The following is a 15,968-nucleotide window of genomic DNA, read 5'->3' on the forward strand; positions in this document are numbered from 1 at the left end:
CATGCCATCACAGCCCGCTCCTTTCCCCGCCGAGCATTCGACCGGAAAGAGTTCGTCAGATATTGATCTGACAACGAATTCATCGACGACCGAAGCCCGGCAGATCTGTGATTCGCCCTGTCCTTCGGTCGAAGTGCTCAAGCAAGTCATGCTCGGGACACTCGATTCGCAGCAGCAGCAGGTCTGTATCTGCCATCTCGATCATTGCACGGCTTGCCAGCAAGCCCTCGAACGATTGGCCACTGGCGATTGCGCACTTGGCCGAAAGATGGGCCAGCTGTGCCAGCATGTCGATCAGACTGTTCCCGAATCGGGCTCCGCCTATTGGCCCGCTTTACGCGAGGTCGAAGTCGATCTGGCTGAGACCTTTGTTCCAGAACTGAGCCCACTCCCCAGTTCTTTATCGGGCCTGGGGAAAGACAGTGCGGCCCCCACTTCGGGATCGGGTGGAAAGCCCTCGAACTTTTCTCATCCCAGCCGGGGAGATTTGAAGCTCGACTTTCTATCTCCTCCCGAAGACCCGGCCTATCTGGGGCGGCTGTCTCACTTTGATATCTCCCGCGTGATTGGCCGTGGCGGTATGGGTGTGGTGCTGGAAGCGTTTGATACGCATCTTCAGCGCGCCGTCGCCATTAAAGTGCTTGATCCGGAACTCGCCTCCAACGAGACCGCCAGACTTCGCTTCTGCCGGGAAGCTCGCGCCGCCGCCGCCATTACTCACGAGCATGTGGTTTCCCTACATCATGTTGAAAAATCGGACAATGGCGACCTGCCGTTTCTGGTGATGCAACTGGTTCAAGGAACCACTCTTGAAGCTCGAATTGCCAGCGAACACAAACTCCCCGTCCGCGAAATCGTCAGGATCGGGATGCAGGTTGCCGCCGGTCTGGCAGCAGCTCACGCCGAGGGGTTGATTCATCGCGATGTCAAACCGGCGAATATTCTTCTGGAAGGGCCCAGTGGACGCGTGAAGCTGACAGACTTCGGCCTCGCCCGCTGTGTCGAAGATGTCAAACTCACGCAGACCGGCTTCGTCACTGGCACTCCACTTTACATGGCTCCCGAACAGGCCCTGGGCGAGGAAATCGACGAACGCTCCGACCTCTTCAGCCTCGGTGCTGTGATGTACGAAATGGCGACGGGTGTCCCTCCTTTTTCCGGGACGACACCACTGGCCATCCTGCGCAAAATCACCGAAGAAAATGCCCGGCCCATCAGCCAGCTCAACCCGGAGATTCCCACCTGGCTGGTCGAGATCATCAGCAATCTGCTCAAGAGAAATCGTAACGATCGTTACAGTTCAGCGGCTGAAGTGGCTCACATCCTCGCTTCGAAGTATCAGCAACTGGAGCACCTTTCGCCGTTACAGCTCCCGACAGTCGCTGGCGATGCCTTCCATGAAACGTCGCTCACCTGCCGACAGGCCGAAAAGCGGCACGCCCGCAATCGTCTGTTCGCACTGGCTGGCGGCATCTTGGGAGGCATGATCCTCACACTTTCGGCAGTCAGCTTTTACTGGTGGCAACTGGGCCTGACGACTCCCAATCCTACGGGTGCCTCAGCCAATTCACCGGGTGCCAATACAGCCTCCATCGGTGGGCTGGATGGTGCCGGAAGTGCGAATGAGACAATTCCACGCGTCAAACCAGGAAGGGTCTACACCAACAACGCCGGCCCGGTCTGGGGCATGGAGATCACTTCGGACAACAAGCAGCTTTTCACGGCAATAGACGACGGCACCATCCGCGTCTGGAACCGTGATCAGCATCGCATTGCCGGCACTGTCCAGGCATTTGCCGGTCAGGTCTGGGATGTCTCAGCCTCTGAAGATCGCAAGTTCTTCGCCGGCGGCGGAGATGACGGCAGCGTGAAAGTTTTTGATCTCTCCACTCGCCAGCTGCATGAAACCTTAAAAGCCGGTGGCCCGGTGCGAACCTTGCAATTCGCACCGAAAGGACATCGCCTGGCTGTGGGTACTCGAACAGGTCAGGTGGAAATCTGGGATGTGGATACCAAAGAACGCCTCCTGATGAACCCTGGTCATACCAGTGGTGTCGTCTCTGTCGCCTGGTCGAATGATGGACAGTTTCTGGCGACTGGCGGAGGAGATAAGACAGTCAATCTGTGGGATGCAGCCGATGGTTCTCTCCTGCTGGAAATGACGGGTCACACCGGAGGCGTCTACAGCGTTGCCTTTACGGCTGATGATCAGAAGATTGTCACCGGAGGCTGGGATAAAAAACTGCATGTCTGGGATGCCGCGACAGGTTCGAGCCTGGGAGAATTGGACGGACATACGGCCGATATCTGGTCGGTGGCGTGCTCTCCTGCTGGTGCACTGGTGGCCTCTGCCGGTGAAGACCGGATGCTCAGACTGTGGGATCTCGACACCATGAAACCTGTGGCAGTGCTGAACGATCAATCGGGCACGATCTACTCGGTTTGCTTCTCGGCTGACGGAAAATCGGTCCTCACGACCGGCCGCGATGGCATTACGCGGGAATGGAGTGTCCCCCAGACCAGCAAATAAGCGGGCAAACAGGTGAGCAAACAGACCACGGGCACAAATCTCACGGTCCGATGACCAACATTTGCCGCGGGACAGTTGTTTGCCAGTTTCCGATCAATTATTGTTTGGGAACCGAGTGTTCAGGATCGAGTTTCGAACCTGCACGAAGGGCGGTTAGCTCAGTTGGTTAGAGCGTCACGCTTACACCGTGAATGTCGGGGGTTCGAGTCCCTCACCGCCCATCAAAGCCATTTCGCACGCCTCATCAGCAAGCATCAGCACCCCGCAAAACCCCTCGTTTTGTGGGGTTTTCTCTTTTCCCGGGCAATCGCCTGCCAATTCGGGAAGCGTTCTGATGGCTTCCGACTGCACCGCTTTCTGCACCACTTTCTGCACCGCTTCGGGGAACGTGGCGCGTTCGAAGTGTTCATCGGTCATTTGCAGGTAATGCTGCTTGGCAATCTGCTCGCTGTTCCCCAGCCATTTCGTGACAACATGCAAAGGGAAGTTCTCGCAAAGTTCTGTCTCGCAGGTAGACCGCAGATTCTGGAACAGCTTCGGCCAGGGAGTCAGCCCCGCCCGCCGGATGATTCTTTCGAAACGGGTTCGCAGATTCTTCCGACCATCACCCATGGAAGGAATCACGAATACACTTCCAGGTTCTGCCGCATCGAAAGCCGCTTCAAGGTGAGACTTGAGCCGGGGAAAGATCGGCACCACCCGTTTATCGCCCCCATGATGATGTTCTGTCTTCGGTGAGGAAACGGTCATCCGCTGGCGTTCCCAGTCGATATCGCACCACTTCAAGGCAAACGTCTCGCTGGGAGTCCGCAGGCCGCCGTAGCGGGCAAGAGCGACGATCAACCGCCATGTGCCATTCGGGCAAGCGTCGATCACTTTCTCGGCATCGTCAATCGTCACAAAGTGGAATCGGCTTTCGTTGGCGAGAACGGATTGCTTCAACCCCTTGAACGGGTTTTCTGTCAGGAGCTTCCGCCGGATGGCATCATTGAAAAATTGCTTGGCCACTCCTGTATGCCGCCGGATCGTATTTTCGGCCAACTTCTCTCGCTGGAGATATCTCACCCAGTCGTCGGCATCGCCTGCTGTGATTTCATCCAACCGCATTTTCTCGCCAAAGTGTTCGACCAGATGCTTGCGAACTCGCCCATAGACTGCCCGGGTTGATGGCTTTGTGCTGATGGCGCGTTTGCTGATGAACTCATCGACGAAACTGGCCAGCGTGATAATCGCCACAGGTTCCCGGCGTGGCACCAGTTCAAGGCCGGGCCGCGATAGCTTCTCGTGTACGTCATCTGGCAAAGAGCCAACCCATGCAGCGAGATCGACTGGCCAGGGAGTTCCCGACCGCTGGCAGGCCACGAGAGCTTCCAGTCTCAATCGGAAGGACTTGGCCGCTTTGGTAGGAAGTGCCCCCAGTCGGATCGACCGCCGCCGCCCATCAGAACAGACGACTTGTAACGTGACATTGCCAGAAGCATCTTGAGAGAGACTTGCCATTGAATGAACCCCTACAGTTCGAATGAGCTAGAACAATCAAACGATATCACGAATCACGAACAGCGCGCAAGAGTCATCAGCAGCTTGCATGCTTCACAGGTCAGCAGCAGCAGTGAGTTTACGTGGCCATATCGGCAGAAATTCCCACATGCCGAAAACCGTCAAAGGTCATGCCCCCCGCTGGAAGGACCCCAAAAACGTGGGACATTAACAGCCAGGGGAAATCGGCATGTCTATCGAATCCGCGCGGGTGCGAACATCGCGGGGATGAATCGACCCCCGGGAAGGACCCACGAGCTTTTCCCGTGGCCGGTCAATCGAAGTCCGCATGGATGGCCGCCAGTTCGTTTTCATCGATGAACCGATCACCCAGCGAAATTGGAAACGCATTCAGGCTTTCGTTGTCTACAAAAGTATTCCGCTGATATTGCGGCGAGAGAACAAAAGTCCGCTTCGGTCGTCCGCCGGAGCATGCCTCCCGCCATGATCCATACCCCAGAGCTTCCAGCCCCGAAAGATAGGTTCGGGCTTCGCTCACATCTTTGAACTGGCGTCGGGATTGAACCAGTTCGCGTGGCGTGATTTCCCCGCCCCGTTGAACCAGCCAATCGAGGAAGTCCCGCATCTCCGCTTGTCCTTCAGTTTCCCGGAGCGTGGCATAGACCCGGCGGGTTTCATTGCCGAACCATTCCACCAGGCGAACCGCCGCATCGACCGTCTCAGCATCGACAATCAATTCCCGTTCGGGAGCAATCTCCCCGTTCGCCCATCGAATGCCATGAATCACGATGGCCAGCCGCCCCGCGTATGCCCGCAGCTTCGACCAACTGGCCGCCAGTTCCGAATCGAGTTCTCTTTGTTCGCTGGCGTGCAGATCGTGAAACTGAATGAATCGAGACTTCGCCGCCGCATCAAACCGCAGCAGTTTCGCCCGTGGTTCATCGAACTCCCCTTCCGGCGGTTCGGGTTCAAGGGCCAGGAGTCGGTTGAATAGTCCCTTCATCGCATCGAAGAGTTCATCAGGAATTTCACACTCAGTCCATTCCAGCTTGCGGCGTGGTGGCATGGTCATCAGGAAACGGGCCGCCATTCCACTAGCGCGATGCTTCGATGTTAGATGCTGTTTGAGTGTGAAGGGTTGAATTCCGCCAATGATTGAAACGGATGCGTTCGGAATATAGAGCCGCTTCTGCCCCGTCTTCCGGTTGATCGTCAGGGAGTGCCCCCCGAAGAGTTCCAGCCATGGCGCGGATGAATCGCCGCTTGAATAGCGTTCATGACTGGCAAACCATCCGGCGAGCTCATCGACTGCCACGAGCATTCCGCGTGGTTGATCGACCAGCAACCCGGCGAGAGCCTCAATCGTGGCATCCGATGTCAGGAGTTGTTTACAGGCCGGTTCCACGGGTTCAACGGGAGCTTCCTTCAACTTCCCTTTTTCGAAATCCTTCAAGTCCCGGCGATAGGCCGGTAGCTGGGCTTCATAGTCCCGCATCAGGCTTTGCCATTCTCGAACCGCAGTTCGTTGCCTTTCCTTGATTGCTCGCAGGGCAATTTCGAGGGCCGGGGTTTTCGCTTCCCCGGAAAACCCGACGATGATTCCCCACAGGATGGCCGGTTCCGTCCAACCGCGTCGCATCTGCAATCGGCGAGTGTTTCCAATGGCCGCCGCACAGGCCACGAGTAGCGGCAGTGCGATGAATGATGGATCGCACCCCAAAGCCGCCGCCGCCGTCAGGACGAACCCCCGCACAGGATGCGGAAGTGCCTCCACGGGGAATTCACGAAACGGTTCGATCAATAGGCTTTTGTTGTCTACAAAAGTCCCTGCCCCGTTTGAAATCTCATTTCCGGCGGGTTCGATCTGTTCGGCATTGGCCGCCAGGGCTTCCAACCCTTCCAGTGTGCCCCCCTCTTTGAAAAAGTCCCGCAAGTCCAGCCCATGCGTGGGAGTCACTTCATGCAGAGCGGGCAGCAGTTTGATTGTGGCCGTCTGCTGAACCGTGGCGACACGCTCGGCGAACTTCCGGGCACCAGTTTGTCCCGGTTCGTCAGAATCGCCGATCACCCGGAGTTCCTTCCCGCCAAAATCAGGGAGTTCATCGGGAATCGGCTTACAGCCGCAAATGTTTGTGAAAGCGATATGCCCCGCTGGCAGATGTTTTGCCAGGGCCAAAGCATCGGGCACCCCTTCACACTTCCAGACGATGCGAGCTTCGGCAAAGCGTTGCCAGCCCCCGATCACCACCCAGCCATCGCGTGAGCCGCCCACCGTGTGCGTTTTCCGCTCGGGAAGGCCGTTCGGGATGGCCGGGAAGGGTTTCCCGTCCACTCGCCGCAGGATCACCCCGACGGGCCGCTGGCCACCCGGAAGCGTGGCTGGGAGCAAAAGGCACCGTTGACGATGATTCCCCGTGGCTGGCCACCAGACCGAACAGGCCGCCGCATCCCGCAGACTTTGAAGCGTGGCCGGGCCGACTGCCGCCAGGTATTCATCGAAGAGTGCTTCGGGATTGTCGAACCGTTCCACTTTGGAATCGAAGTCCGGCGGTTCGGCCATGGGCTTTACTGGCCGGGAGATCGGTTCCCGCTTTGCCGATGGCTGGCCAGTGTTCAGCCGGAGTTCATCGGCCACGAGCCGGAGAGCTTCAGGGAAATCGCACCCCCGCAACCATTGAACAGCCGCCAGCCCATCGCCATTTCGTTCATTGAAGCATTGATTGCAGTACAACGAACCGGCGTCAGCATCCAGCATTCTGAATCGATCTGTGCCCCCACACTTCGGGCAGGGATGATGTTTGCCATCGAGGAGAGCACTATCAATTCCGCCAACCGTAGAGAGGATCATCTCCCATTGGCCACGGGCCGCTGCTTTGATTTCGTTCGCATCGAGAGACTGGGAAGGATGGTTCATTCGGCACCCCCTTCCAAAACATCTTCACCGCAGAGCTGAATCAATTCAGGTTGCCATACTCCATGCCAAAACTTGCGTTGAGCTTCAAAGAATTCGCATGGATCAGAGCTTGTGTAGACTTGTCGGTATCGATTCAGCCATTCGATAGCAAACCAATTCGGCAAACGTGAGGCCATGATCAATTGAGACTGCCGCACAATCGCCACATGGAAAGCGAATGGATCATTGCTTCGATCCCCGTTCGTTTCTATCTGCCAGACCGGGCCGCCATGTGGATATCGAGGGAATCCCCGCAGGATGCGAGGGCCAGCCTTTGAGACAAACGGATGAAAGCCGCAAGTTTCACCCGTCGCCAGCCATCGAGAGTTATCATCGAACCAATGAAGTCCTAGTGTTTGAACATCTTCGCGAGCAACCGCAAAGAATGCGAACTTGGAAACAATTCGCAGATGGAGCTTATCAGCATCCGTCAATCGGGATTTTCGAGGCGCACTGGTAGCGTTATAATGAGACATAGTTGTGCCTTTCGGGAGCCACGTCCGCCAGTTGAAGGGGGAGACGTGGCTTCTCTTTTGATTAGAGAACGGGAGCATTGGCCGGGGAATCACACGATTCACCACGCAGCCACTTCACGAGAGTTTCCCGGCAAAACAACACTCTTCGACCGATCTTGCGGTGAGGGACTTCGCCCCGCTTCACGAGTCGATCCAGAGTGGCCAAAGACAGCCCCAACAATCGAGCCGCCTGAACACGATCACAGGCCAGGGGTTCGGGAGAGTTAGCGGGCATTGGCCACCCCGCTTTCCGCTAAAGCTTCCCGCAGGGCATTAAGCGCCGTCACATCGAAAAGTCTCAATCGGCCGGCGCGAGCTTTCGCACCGATACCGCGTGCCTTCAACAAGTATTGGACCCGATGAATTGGCACTCCCAGTTCACTGGCAAGAACACCAGCCGTCCTTAGTCGCACTTCCATAATGAAAACCTCCACAGATTGTGATTTGAGCACTCGCTCACCAATCTGCAGCGTTCACAGAAAATGGCCGTGGATTTGAGTTTTTCAGCTAGGAAAGCGGCTTTTGTTGTTCATGAATATCGTGAATGCGTTCATGAACGCAATTAACGCTGTCGTGGCTTTCTTGAAGCGGATTTCATCTCTCGCTGCTGCTCATCAATAAGCTCATCAAGCTCAGCGATTTCTTTCTGTTGATCTCTTTCAGACCGAACAGCAAACTGATTCATTGTATGGCCATCAACACTTCCAGTTCGCACGCTGGTCCCTTTGCGTTTCTTTTTGGGCACCTTTCCATCTCTTGTTGCAGCTATCCAGAGAGGCAACTGGCCAACCATTCCTACGGAGCAACCGATTTTTTTGGCAGCTTGCTCATGGGTCAATTCGAAACACCTCCCTTGTGTAGCTTTTGCAAGTTCTCCCAGTATGCGATTTGACTCTTCTTTAGACTGCCGATTTTTCTTCGTGGCGGGCTTAGGTGAGGCACTCGGTTGAACTGCCGGAGTTTCCTCCGGCCAGTTCGCAATCACCCAGTCGATTGCATGAATGCTGGCCATGTGTAAGTCATCAATTCGGATATACCAAGACATCGGCACTTGAACAGGATTGCCCGCACGATCTTTAGCATCGGGAAGTAGCCCCAACTGCAACTCTTCATCCCAATAGGCACGTTCCAAATCGTCCTTCCAAGTCCTCATGTCGAACCGGAACGGCGCAGACAGTTCCTGCCCATTGTCTAGCTTCTCGAAGTACCAACCGCGTGGATAAATATGATGCGCAGGAATCGGCGGCTGAAGATTACCCAGCTTGACAAGCCACGAGAGCCACAATGAATCACTCTCAAGGTCCAATGCAGAATTGAACTCTATTAGCTTTGACGCTTGTTGCGTCACCGCACTGACCAACCCAGACTCATACGATTTCATGAATTGGTTATAGCGAAACGAATACAACCCCTTTAGCTCATCGCCAAACTTCTTTACGTCCCGCATTGTTGGATCAAATACTCGATATTCTCCCGTCGCCCCGCTCCAAGATTGAGCTGGAATGGTGAACATAAAGCGATTCAGTTCTCGAAGATGCTTTCCGTACACATACGGCCAGGGATCATCGTCTTCGCTATAGTTATCTTTCAGCGCCTCTATAGTGCGATTCCCTGATGCTTTCGCAATGTCCGGGACATATACGACCACAATGCCAAGTGGCGAGTAACCCGGCCGGGTTGTTTCCTGAACGATTTGTTGCTGCGTACGCTCAAGCGACTTTAGGCAGACCTTCAACGCATTGCCACTCGTCGTCATGTTTCCCCCCCCTACTCCTGAAACGGGACAGCACCCGCAGCCGCCAGGGAGTAGGGTTCCCCGCAGCCACGGGTGCTGATTTCAGCATTAAGGGCTTGCAATCCCTCAATGGCACCCTAAGACTCGATTCTATCGTGGCAAGTGTGGAGTTTGAATACTCCCGTCATTTTGACGCAAGCCATTCGCTTTCATCGCTTCAATTCTTGGACTCGATTTCGCAGCGGTACGTTCCGCCGCTGGCCGCCGTCGTTTCTTGGCCGGTTGATCACCCTCCGGCTTTTTGGTTGGTTGTTGTTGCGCAGAGAGCTTTCTCCGTGCCGCTTGCAAGAGTTCCTCGGGCCAGGGCCGAATCCGATGCTTATTCCCGCCCACCCAGTTTTGGTAAGCCGCCAATAGACCTTTACCAAAATCGCTCGGATCACGCTGATTCAAGTGAGTTAGCACGAGTGCCGCCACAAGATCATCAACCCGTATATCCGCATGACAGCATCTCAACTTAAGTTGCCGCACCATTTCCGCATTCATCCTCAGTGTGATCTTCCCATCCGTTGACATCGGATTCCCCCTCTTTCGACCCGCTGGAGATCACTGGCCAGCCCACGGGCCGCAAGACGTGCCAGCGTGCCCCTATCGGGCTGAAAGATCTTTGGACAATGGTTTCCCCGTCCGTGAGTATTGAGTCGATCCACGGGCCGCTGCCATCGCTTCCGCGTGGCTGGCGAGGGCTTGCCGGTCATCGGGAGAGAGCCGCCCCCAACATGCCGCCAGTCGCCGGAGATCGGCATCCGTGGCTAGAGCTTGCACCAACCCAGCCACGAGAGCGGATGAATTCTGAACTGCACCGCTTTCTGCACCGCTTGAACCAGGAAATGCGGTTTTCAAGCTGGAAAGTGGGGGTTGTTCGAGTCCCTCACCGCCCATCAAAGCCATTTCGCACGCCTCATCAGCAAGCATCACGACCCCGCAAAACCCCATGTTTTGTGGGGTTTTCTCTTCTCCCGGGCATCCCCCTTCCAACGAGCCGGAAGCGTCAGCGACGGGCACTCAGTAGCGACGGGCACTCAGTAGCGACGGGCACTCAGTAGCGACGGGCACTCAGTAGCGACGGGCACTCAGTAGCGACGGGCATTCAGTAGCGACGGGCATTCAGTAGGGTCCGCTCTGCGGACCATAACCCGCTTCAAAAGCCCCGTAGGTTGCCTGAAGTTCCGACGCAATGCACCAACTACCTTCCCAATTAAAGTAGGGCAGGCTCCCGCCTGCCACTCGCAGGGTGGCCCAGACGTGGCTTTGCACGTCTGGGTGACGACAGTCACAAGAAATCATGGTTCACAATACACCACCGTAGTGTCCGCGCTACGAACTTTATTTCGCCCACTACCACCCACAGAACTTCATAAGTAGGGTGCATGCCAATGCACCAATTCAAACGGCAACACACCAAACTCACAAACGGCCACCTTGCGCCGCCCACTGGAACGAAATAATGACGGCACTCAGGAAGACAATAAGCCGATTCTTTGAGAAGATCAGGGCGGCATCGTTAGAAAAGCGTTACTTAGACAGCGTCATGATGTTTGATGAGTTGCGTTCCGAGTTTCAAGCAAACCCGCCGCCGGAAAGTGAAGTCATTGAATTTCTAGAAGGAGTTTACAAAAGTAATTCACTTTCTGATGCCAACCTCGGTCTCCCTTTGATTTCTCGCGTGTGCCCGACTCGTTCGACATGCTGATGTCCTGTTGACCCGCCAGTTGATTGGCCCTCCTTTGCCAGGTCACCCGGCATCACGAAGCCCCCTTGGGCAATCCCCACGCGATTGTTCCGTATTCGCTGAGCTCTTCAGGAAACAGGGTATTGACAGTATTTCTCACAATCCCGATTCTTGAAGAAATTCAGTTTCCAGAATTGTCCGAGTCCAGCAGTGTTCCCGTACAAGCTCCCGTGACGTCCACCCATTCAAAGGCTCATCGATGCTCTCACTCCATTCCGCTCGTGCTCGTTGGATGACCGGTGCATTCCTCCTGTTGGCCTTGGCCCTGACCGAGGGGATCTATTACCGCGCTACGACAGCTGCGGATAAGGAAGACCAGTCATTGAGTGTCTTCATGCGGAAGAAACTCGATGCGTCATCGAAGATTCTGGAGGGGATTACCACTGAAGATTCTCAGCTTGTGGTGCAGGGGGCGGATGCGTTGCTCGCGATGAGTAAAACCGAGATCTGGAATGTCCTCCTCGACCAGGACTATCGGGACTTCAATACGGAATTCCGTGGGTCAGTCCGCAAATTGCGGGATGCCGCCGAAAAGGGAAATTTCGACAATGCCACCTTGCAATGGATGGATGCGGTGAAGTCATGCGTCGAGTGTCACAAATACGTACGGAGCCAGCGCCCTGTTGTGAAATAGAGTTGGTCAGAAGTAATGTCGGCGAGTCTGGAACTGCGGTGAGTCCCGAGGTCATCCCTCGCTTTGCGCCCCCGGTTGAAATTCCGATTTCGACCGGCGTGGCGAAGCCATTGCAGGGCTCTACCCCCTCGTAACATTCGACCCATTTGCTGGGCCGCGCAACTCAACTGGAGAGTCGCTCAGTCGGCATCAAACGACCACCACCGCTCCGCAGTCGCCACTCAGTCACAGCATCGTCGGCAAGCTTCAGCTGCTGATTTCTAGCGTCGGACTGGTCGTCATTTCCTCACTTCTCCTCCCCCCGTCGCCATTTCTCTTCCTACTCAGGCCCCACTCTCCAATTCTCTCCCGGAGGGCGGCACCATTCTCAGCCGGGCTCGGTCATCGATCTCCCCAAAAATTCGGCTCCACATCCTCCCCAAGCCACTTCATTTGGAGTGGGCGACACGTCAGCCATTCGCTTGAGCTGACATTTAGTATTATGTTGCAGAATTACACTTGATTTCACTGACCATGGCGCGCATGTATACAGTGTACTGAAAATACTAACAACAGATATTAGACGAATAAAATACTGCACATATTTGCATTTTTCCTGTGTAAACATCGGTAGACATGTCTGTTTGGGGAAGCAAGATGACATTGACGCAACGAGGGATGGCCCGCTGCTACGCCGGCCTGATTTTTGCAATCTTGCCTGGACTCGGAAGTGTGGCGCAGGCTGAGATTCCCAGTCTCATTCAGCGACAACCGGCCAGCATCCAGCAGGCGTGGATTGAGGTCGAAAAAGTCGTCAACGAGAACGAAAAACTGCCACAACCACTACCAGAACCTTATTTGGCTCGGGGGGATTTGTGGAGTCGAGTTGGCAGTCACGAAGATGCGCTCTCCGATTATCTCAAGGCCACAGAGCTCTTCTTCCAGGGCTCGCCCACACCCAGCGAACGGGCTCGGTACCTCTCACAGTTGCAGCGGGCCCTGGATGCGGTTGTCCAGCAACCCAAACCTCGTTACCCCAATGAGGCTGCGTCTGAATACTCACAAGGACTTTTGGCAAGTCGAAGTGGTGAACACACCATGGCGGAGTCCCACTTTGCTGAAGCTTGTCGCCTGATGCCAGAAGTGCCTCTCTATCGGGTGTATCGTGCTCTCGCCTTGCGCGAACTCGGCCGGAATGAAGAGGCCCATCGACAAGTGGCGGCTGCCCTGAGCCTGATCCGCGAGAGCCCACTGGGTGCATCAGCAGAGATGCAGTTGCTCCATCGCGGATTGGAACACATTCAAGGTCCGTCACGTCTGTGGCTCTCCCGCGAACTTGAATTGATCAGTAAATCGCCAGCCACGAAGCCGGGCGCAGCTCACTAATCCAATCCCGACATGCGTTGACCGAACGGCCGAGGATGGGCCGTCGAGCCAGATCGACAGGGATGCTTCACCCGCCATGCTAGAGGCTACTCTCGTGAAATTACTTCTCGGTCGAATTCATCGATACGGACAACCTGTATTTTGGGTGCATTGCCTCGCGCAGGTTGCCGTCTATGCACAGGTTTCTGTCAACGCCACAGCGGCCGAACCTCCGGTTTCCTCTCTGTTGAAGGAATCTTCACAGCGTTTGGCGACCGCTCGTGCAGAAGTCGAAAGCTCGCCGGATATCGCACCGCGTGTCCGAAAAATGACCTGGCAACTGCTCGTCGGCGAATTGGCTGGCGATGACAGCGTCGGATTGTCCAGTGGTTCGTTTGACGAACTCACTCAAGGACTCAAAGACCTCGACCAGTTAATGGCAGAGTTGAAAGCTCAGCCGGAACTCGAACGCGACTTGACGAAGCATTTGCAGCTCACCATGCGATTCGATGCCATGCAGGCGCGCCACGCAGAATTAGAGAAACAGCGTGAGGTCAGCCGGGCAGATGAGCTGCAGCGTCTGAGCCAGCTTCGGGAGATCAATCGTTCCTACCGCAACCTCGTGCAAAACCTGATGCGGCTGCAGACATCACAAATCCTGGGTCAGTCACGGGATGTTGCCAGCCTCGGCGACGATTCGACAAAGCTGATGGCCGACATCGAGAAAGTTGTGGGGCAGCGACGAGACTTCTACCTCTTTCAGGACGAACCGGCACTGGGAGCCGCCGGGGATAGCGAGTTGAAGCTGGTACGCGAGTTGGATCAACCGCTGACTGGCGACGTCCGCCGACACCAACTCGCCCTGCAAGCCTACACACTGGCCCAACTGGCCCAGCCCACAACGACCAATTCTCGCGAGAAGCTGGAGTTGGCGAAGAGCCTGGCCGAAGCTTCACTCGCAGATTCGAATGCGCCCAACGTCCTCGGGCACTGGGCACTGGCCATGGCCAGTCGCGAGCTTGGTCGTCTGGAAACGATCGTCGCACCTTGGGATCGGGTCGCTCATGAACGGGCCGCAGTTCGATTTGGCCGTGCCAGGCAAAGTCTGATCACCGCCAGGGCACAGATTCCAGAGGATTCCCAGGAAGCGACATGGATCCAGGAAGTCGATCGACAATTGACAGAACTGACATCACCCGACGCCGCGTTGCAGCAGGCGATGGCTCGGCTGGTGGCTGGTCAGCCAAACGAAGCGGTGGCGCTGGTCGAAAGATGTGCCACGCTGCATCGCACGCCGCAGGTGGCGGCATTACTCACCGATTGCAAAAGATTCGCAGGAGCCGCGCCGTCAGAGATGGATCAACTGACGGATCAGTTATGGGCCAGTCAACTCTGGACGGATGAAGACGATGCCGCCCGGTTGGTTCGCGGCCGACAGGGTGTCCTTGGCCTCTGGCGTCAACTCTCTGACGAAGGGCAGTCTCAGCGAAATGAGGATTGGCTTCGTACTTTCTCGATACGACTCGACGCAGCCCTTGCAGACCTGGCATTTGCCGCGAAGTCCGAAAGCTCACAGACGCGACGCATTGCGGAGTGCCATCGTTCGCTGGCGGCTGCCATGCAGTTGTTGCACAAGCCAGCTTCCAATCCCGAGTTCGCTCGGATGCAGTTAGAGAGTGTCCCCTTGGCTATTGCCGAGTTGGAACAAGACCTCGATCGTGCCCCGCTGCTCGAACAGTGGATTCGACGCGAGGCGGTGATTGCTGGACGCCTGGCTCAGGGGTACCTGGCGCTCCGGTTGTTGCCCGAATATCAATCGACTGCACCCCGTGCGTTTTCCAGTGCGGCTGATGCGCTGGCACTGGCTCCTACCGGAATGATGATGCCGCGAGTGCTGGGCACTCCAGTGTTGCAATCACTGTCGGGGCGGGCCGATGGTGCTGATGCCCGTTTAGCTCAGGAAGAGCAACTGGTAAGGCGTTCTTTGCAACGCCTGCTGCCCGCTGTGGCGGCGATGCAGCTCACACCCTCCGCAGCGATGGCGACCAATCTGAGCCAGGTCGCTCGCGATCTGGAGGCCCCCGCCGGCAGTATCGACTCTCGCTCCGAACTCGATCCACGCGAGAAGGGCAACGCCCGCATGACCGCCGCCAGTGAAGTTCGTACCGCCACAGTCATGGCGTTCCTCGCGGCCAACGAACCTGCCGCCGCACTTCGCGAATCGCTGATTCCCTGGCGCGCCGACTTGAAATTAGAGGATTTGCCTTCGCTCGATGTGAAGTCAATCCGCGAGAGCCTCCTGGACGAGAGCGATCCCGTCCGTAAATCAATCGCGGGACTGGCCATCGAAGAGTACGCCGCCTCGATGGTGACGCCGTCCGACAATCGGCTATCGCGTGAGTGGTTGGCGCTCGCAAAGGAACTGCAGCAGAGCGCCATGCAGCAGTTCGCCGACTCGTCGATCCTGCCGAAGACACATCCGACTGAGGTCGAACTGAACCGCCGGGCCGTTCAGCGATTGACTGATCCTGAGTTCTATCTCACCCAGTCGCGTAAGCTGGTTTCCGAACTGAGGTTGAACGACGCCCGCGAGTTGCTCGAAGCCGGGAGCCGTCGTCATCCCGATTCGATTCCGCTGCGCGAGGCACTCGTTCAAACCCTGATCGATGAGGCCGATCTGCGCCCCGATCAGTCGGCTGAACTCATGGCCCGGGCCATCGAACAACTCAAAGTTCTGACGGCCAATCCCTCACAGGGCTCTCTGGGCTCTGAATTGAAACTCGCCGAATTGTTTGAACGGGTTCAGAACGAGGCTGGAGCCCAATTGTTGTACCGGCAGGTGGTGAAACGGGCGACCGATCCCCGTCAGCAGTTGCTTGCCCGCTCTCGTCTGGCCGTGTTGCAAGTCCGAGCCGTGGCTCCTTGATCCCTCCCGATACTTCGACAATTGAACCGTCGGAATGAT

At 56.3% G+C, this 15,968-nt stretch carries 14 protein-coding genes and 1 tRNA gene; 7 read left to right on the forward strand and 8 right to left on the reverse strand.

The window, feature by feature from the left end; translation table 11 throughout:
• Position 1 precedes the first annotated feature (1 nt).
• Both PLIM_RS22455 and PLIM_RS05085 read left to right on the forward strand, forming a co-directional pair.
• On the forward strand, positions 2–2,530 hold the full coding sequence (locus PLIM_RS22455; protein WP_013109262.1) for a WD40 repeat domain-containing serine/threonine protein kinase: 2,529 nt from the start codon (positions 2–4) through the stop codon (positions 2,528–2,530).
• 147 nt (positions 2,531–2,677) lie between these two features.
• Positions 2,678–2,751 (forward strand) — tRNA-Val (locus PLIM_RS05085).
• Here PLIM_RS05085 and PLIM_RS24955 read toward each other — a convergent pair.
• Positions 2,711–3,784, reverse strand: a complete 1,074-nt coding sequence (locus PLIM_RS24955; RefSeq protein ID WP_390416241.1) for a tyrosine-type recombinase/integrase — start codon at positions 3,782–3,784, stop codon at positions 2,711–2,713. The genes PLIM_RS05085 and PLIM_RS24955 overlap by 41 nt on opposite strands.
• Between PLIM_RS24955 and PLIM_RS24045 the strand changes: the two genes are divergently transcribed.
• The gene (locus tag PLIM_RS24045) at positions 3,711–4,016 is read left to right on the forward strand and encodes a hypothetical protein (RefSeq protein WP_148226980.1); all 306 of its coding nucleotides are present in this window, start codon (positions 3,711–3,713) and stop codon (positions 4,014–4,016) included. The genes PLIM_RS24955 and PLIM_RS24045 overlap by 74 nt on opposite strands.
• 327 nt (positions 4,017–4,343) lie before the next feature.
• Here the strand turns inward: PLIM_RS24045 and PLIM_RS05100 are convergent, their stop codons facing one another.
• The 7 genes from PLIM_RS05100 to PLIM_RS05130 form a co-directional block, all read right to left on the reverse strand.
• Positions 4,344–6,944 carry a DUF3987 domain-containing protein gene (locus PLIM_RS05100; RefSeq protein ID WP_013109263.1) on the reverse strand — a complete coding sequence of 867 codons (2,601 nt, stop codon included), beginning with the start codon at positions 6,942–6,944 and terminating at the stop codon, positions 4,344–4,346.
• Positions 6,941–7,459 (reverse strand): hypothetical protein, encoded by a 519-nt coding sequence (locus PLIM_RS05105; protein WP_013109264.1) that lies wholly within the window; start codon positions 7,457–7,459, stop codon positions 6,941–6,943. The genes PLIM_RS05100 and PLIM_RS05105 overlap by 4 nt, the downstream gene beginning before the upstream one ends.
• Positions 7,460–7,520: 61 nt before the next feature.
• The gene (locus PLIM_RS05110; RefSeq protein WP_013109265.1) at positions 7,521–7,733 is read right to left on the reverse strand and encodes a helix-turn-helix domain-containing protein; all 213 of its coding nucleotides are present in this window, start codon (positions 7,731–7,733) and stop codon (positions 7,521–7,523) included.
• On the reverse strand, positions 7,723–7,917 hold the full coding sequence (locus PLIM_RS05115; protein WP_013109266.1) for a hypothetical protein: 195 nt from the start codon (positions 7,915–7,917) through the stop codon (positions 7,723–7,725). The genes PLIM_RS05110 and PLIM_RS05115 overlap by 11 nt, the downstream gene beginning before the upstream one ends.
• Positions 7,918–8,060: 143 nt before the next feature.
• A complete protein-coding gene (locus PLIM_RS05120) occupies positions 8,061–9,254 on the reverse strand; it encodes a hypothetical protein (protein WP_013109267.1) in 1,194 nt (397 codons plus the stop codon).
• Between the two features lie 129 nt (positions 9,255–9,383).
• Positions 9,384–9,809 carry a hypothetical protein gene (locus PLIM_RS05125; RefSeq protein WP_013109268.1) on the reverse strand — a complete coding sequence of 142 codons (426 nt, stop codon included), beginning with the start codon at positions 9,807–9,809 and terminating at the stop codon, positions 9,384–9,386.
• 72 nt (positions 9,810–9,881) lie between these two features.
• Entirely contained in the window at positions 9,882–10,208 is a 327-nt protein-coding gene (locus PLIM_RS05130) for a hypothetical protein (RefSeq protein WP_148226981.1), read from the reverse strand.
• A gap of 532 nt (positions 10,209–10,740) precedes the next feature.
• Between PLIM_RS05130 and PLIM_RS05135 the strand changes: the two genes are divergently transcribed.
• From PLIM_RS05135 to PLIM_RS05150, 4 genes are all read left to right on the forward strand, one after another.
• Positions 10,741–10,986 carry a hypothetical protein gene (locus PLIM_RS05135; RefSeq protein WP_013109270.1) on the forward strand — a complete coding sequence of 82 codons (246 nt, stop codon included), beginning with the start codon at positions 10,741–10,743 and terminating at the stop codon, positions 10,984–10,986.
• 238 nt (positions 10,987–11,224) lie between these two features.
• Positions 11,225–11,659 (forward strand): cytochrome c, encoded by a 435-nt coding sequence (locus PLIM_RS05140; protein ID WP_013109271.1) that lies wholly within the window; start codon positions 11,225–11,227, stop codon positions 11,657–11,659.
• Between the two features lie 636 nt (positions 11,660–12,295).
• Entirely contained in the window at positions 12,296–13,024 is a 729-nt protein-coding gene (locus tag PLIM_RS05145; protein ID WP_013109272.1) for a tetratricopeptide repeat protein, read from the forward strand.
• Between the two features lie 94 nt (positions 13,025–13,118).
• A complete protein-coding gene (locus tag PLIM_RS05150; protein WP_013109273.1) occupies positions 13,119–15,929 on the forward strand; it encodes a hypothetical protein in 2,811 nt (936 codons plus the stop codon).
• Positions 15,930–15,968 lie beyond the last annotated feature (39 nt).

This window comes from Planctopirus limnophila DSM 3776 (genome assembly GCF_000092105.1).
Classification (GTDB): domain Bacteria; phylum Planctomycetota; class Planctomycetia; order Planctomycetales; family Planctomycetaceae; genus Planctopirus; species Planctopirus limnophila.

Bases quoted from the DNA above. Each gene is read 5' to 3' on its own strand.
- PLIM_RS05125 (WP_013109268.1), bottom strand. From the start codon at position 9,809: ATGTCAACGGATGGGAAGATCACACTGAGGATGAATGCGGAAATGGTG.
- PLIM_RS05120 (WP_013109267.1), bottom strand. From the start codon at position 9,254: ATGACGACGAGTGGCAATGCGTTGAAGGTCTGCCTAAAGTCGCTTGAG.
- PLIM_RS05135 (WP_013109270.1), top strand. From the start codon at position 10,741: ATGACGGCACTCAGGAAGACAATAAGCCGATTCTTTGAGAAGATCAGG.
- PLIM_RS05100 (WP_013109263.1), bottom strand. From the start codon at position 6,944: ATGAACCATCCTTCCCAGTCTCTCGATGCGAACGAAATCAAAGCAGCG.
- PLIM_RS05145 (WP_013109272.1), top strand. From the start codon at position 12,296: ATGACATTGACGCAACGAGGGATGGCCCGCTGCTACGCCGGCCTGATT.
- PLIM_RS05130 (WP_148226981.1), bottom strand. From the start codon at position 10,208: ATGCTTGCTGATGAGGCGTGCGAAATGGCTTTGATGGGCGGTGAGGGA.
- PLIM_RS05115 (WP_013109266.1), bottom strand. From the start codon at position 7,917: ATGGAAGTGCGACTAAGGACGGCTGGTGTTCTTGCCAGTGAACTGGGA.
- PLIM_RS05105 (WP_013109264.1), bottom strand. From the start codon at position 7,459: ATGTCTCATTATAACGCTACCAGTGCGCCTCGAAAATCCCGATTGACG.
- PLIM_RS24045 (WP_148226980.1), top strand. From the start codon at position 3,711: ATGGCGCGTTTGCTGATGAACTCATCGACGAAACTGGCCAGCGTGATA.
- PLIM_RS05140 (WP_013109271.1), top strand. From the start codon at position 11,225: ATGCTCTCACTCCATTCCGCTCGTGCTCGTTGGATGACCGGTGCATTC.
- PLIM_RS22455 (WP_013109262.1), top strand. From the start codon at position 2: ATGCCATCACAGCCCGCTCCTTTCCCCGCCGAGCATTCGACCGGAAAG.
- PLIM_RS05110 (WP_013109265.1), bottom strand. From the start codon at position 7,733: ATGCCCGCTAACTCTCCCGAACCCCTGGCCTGTGATCGTGTTCAGGCG.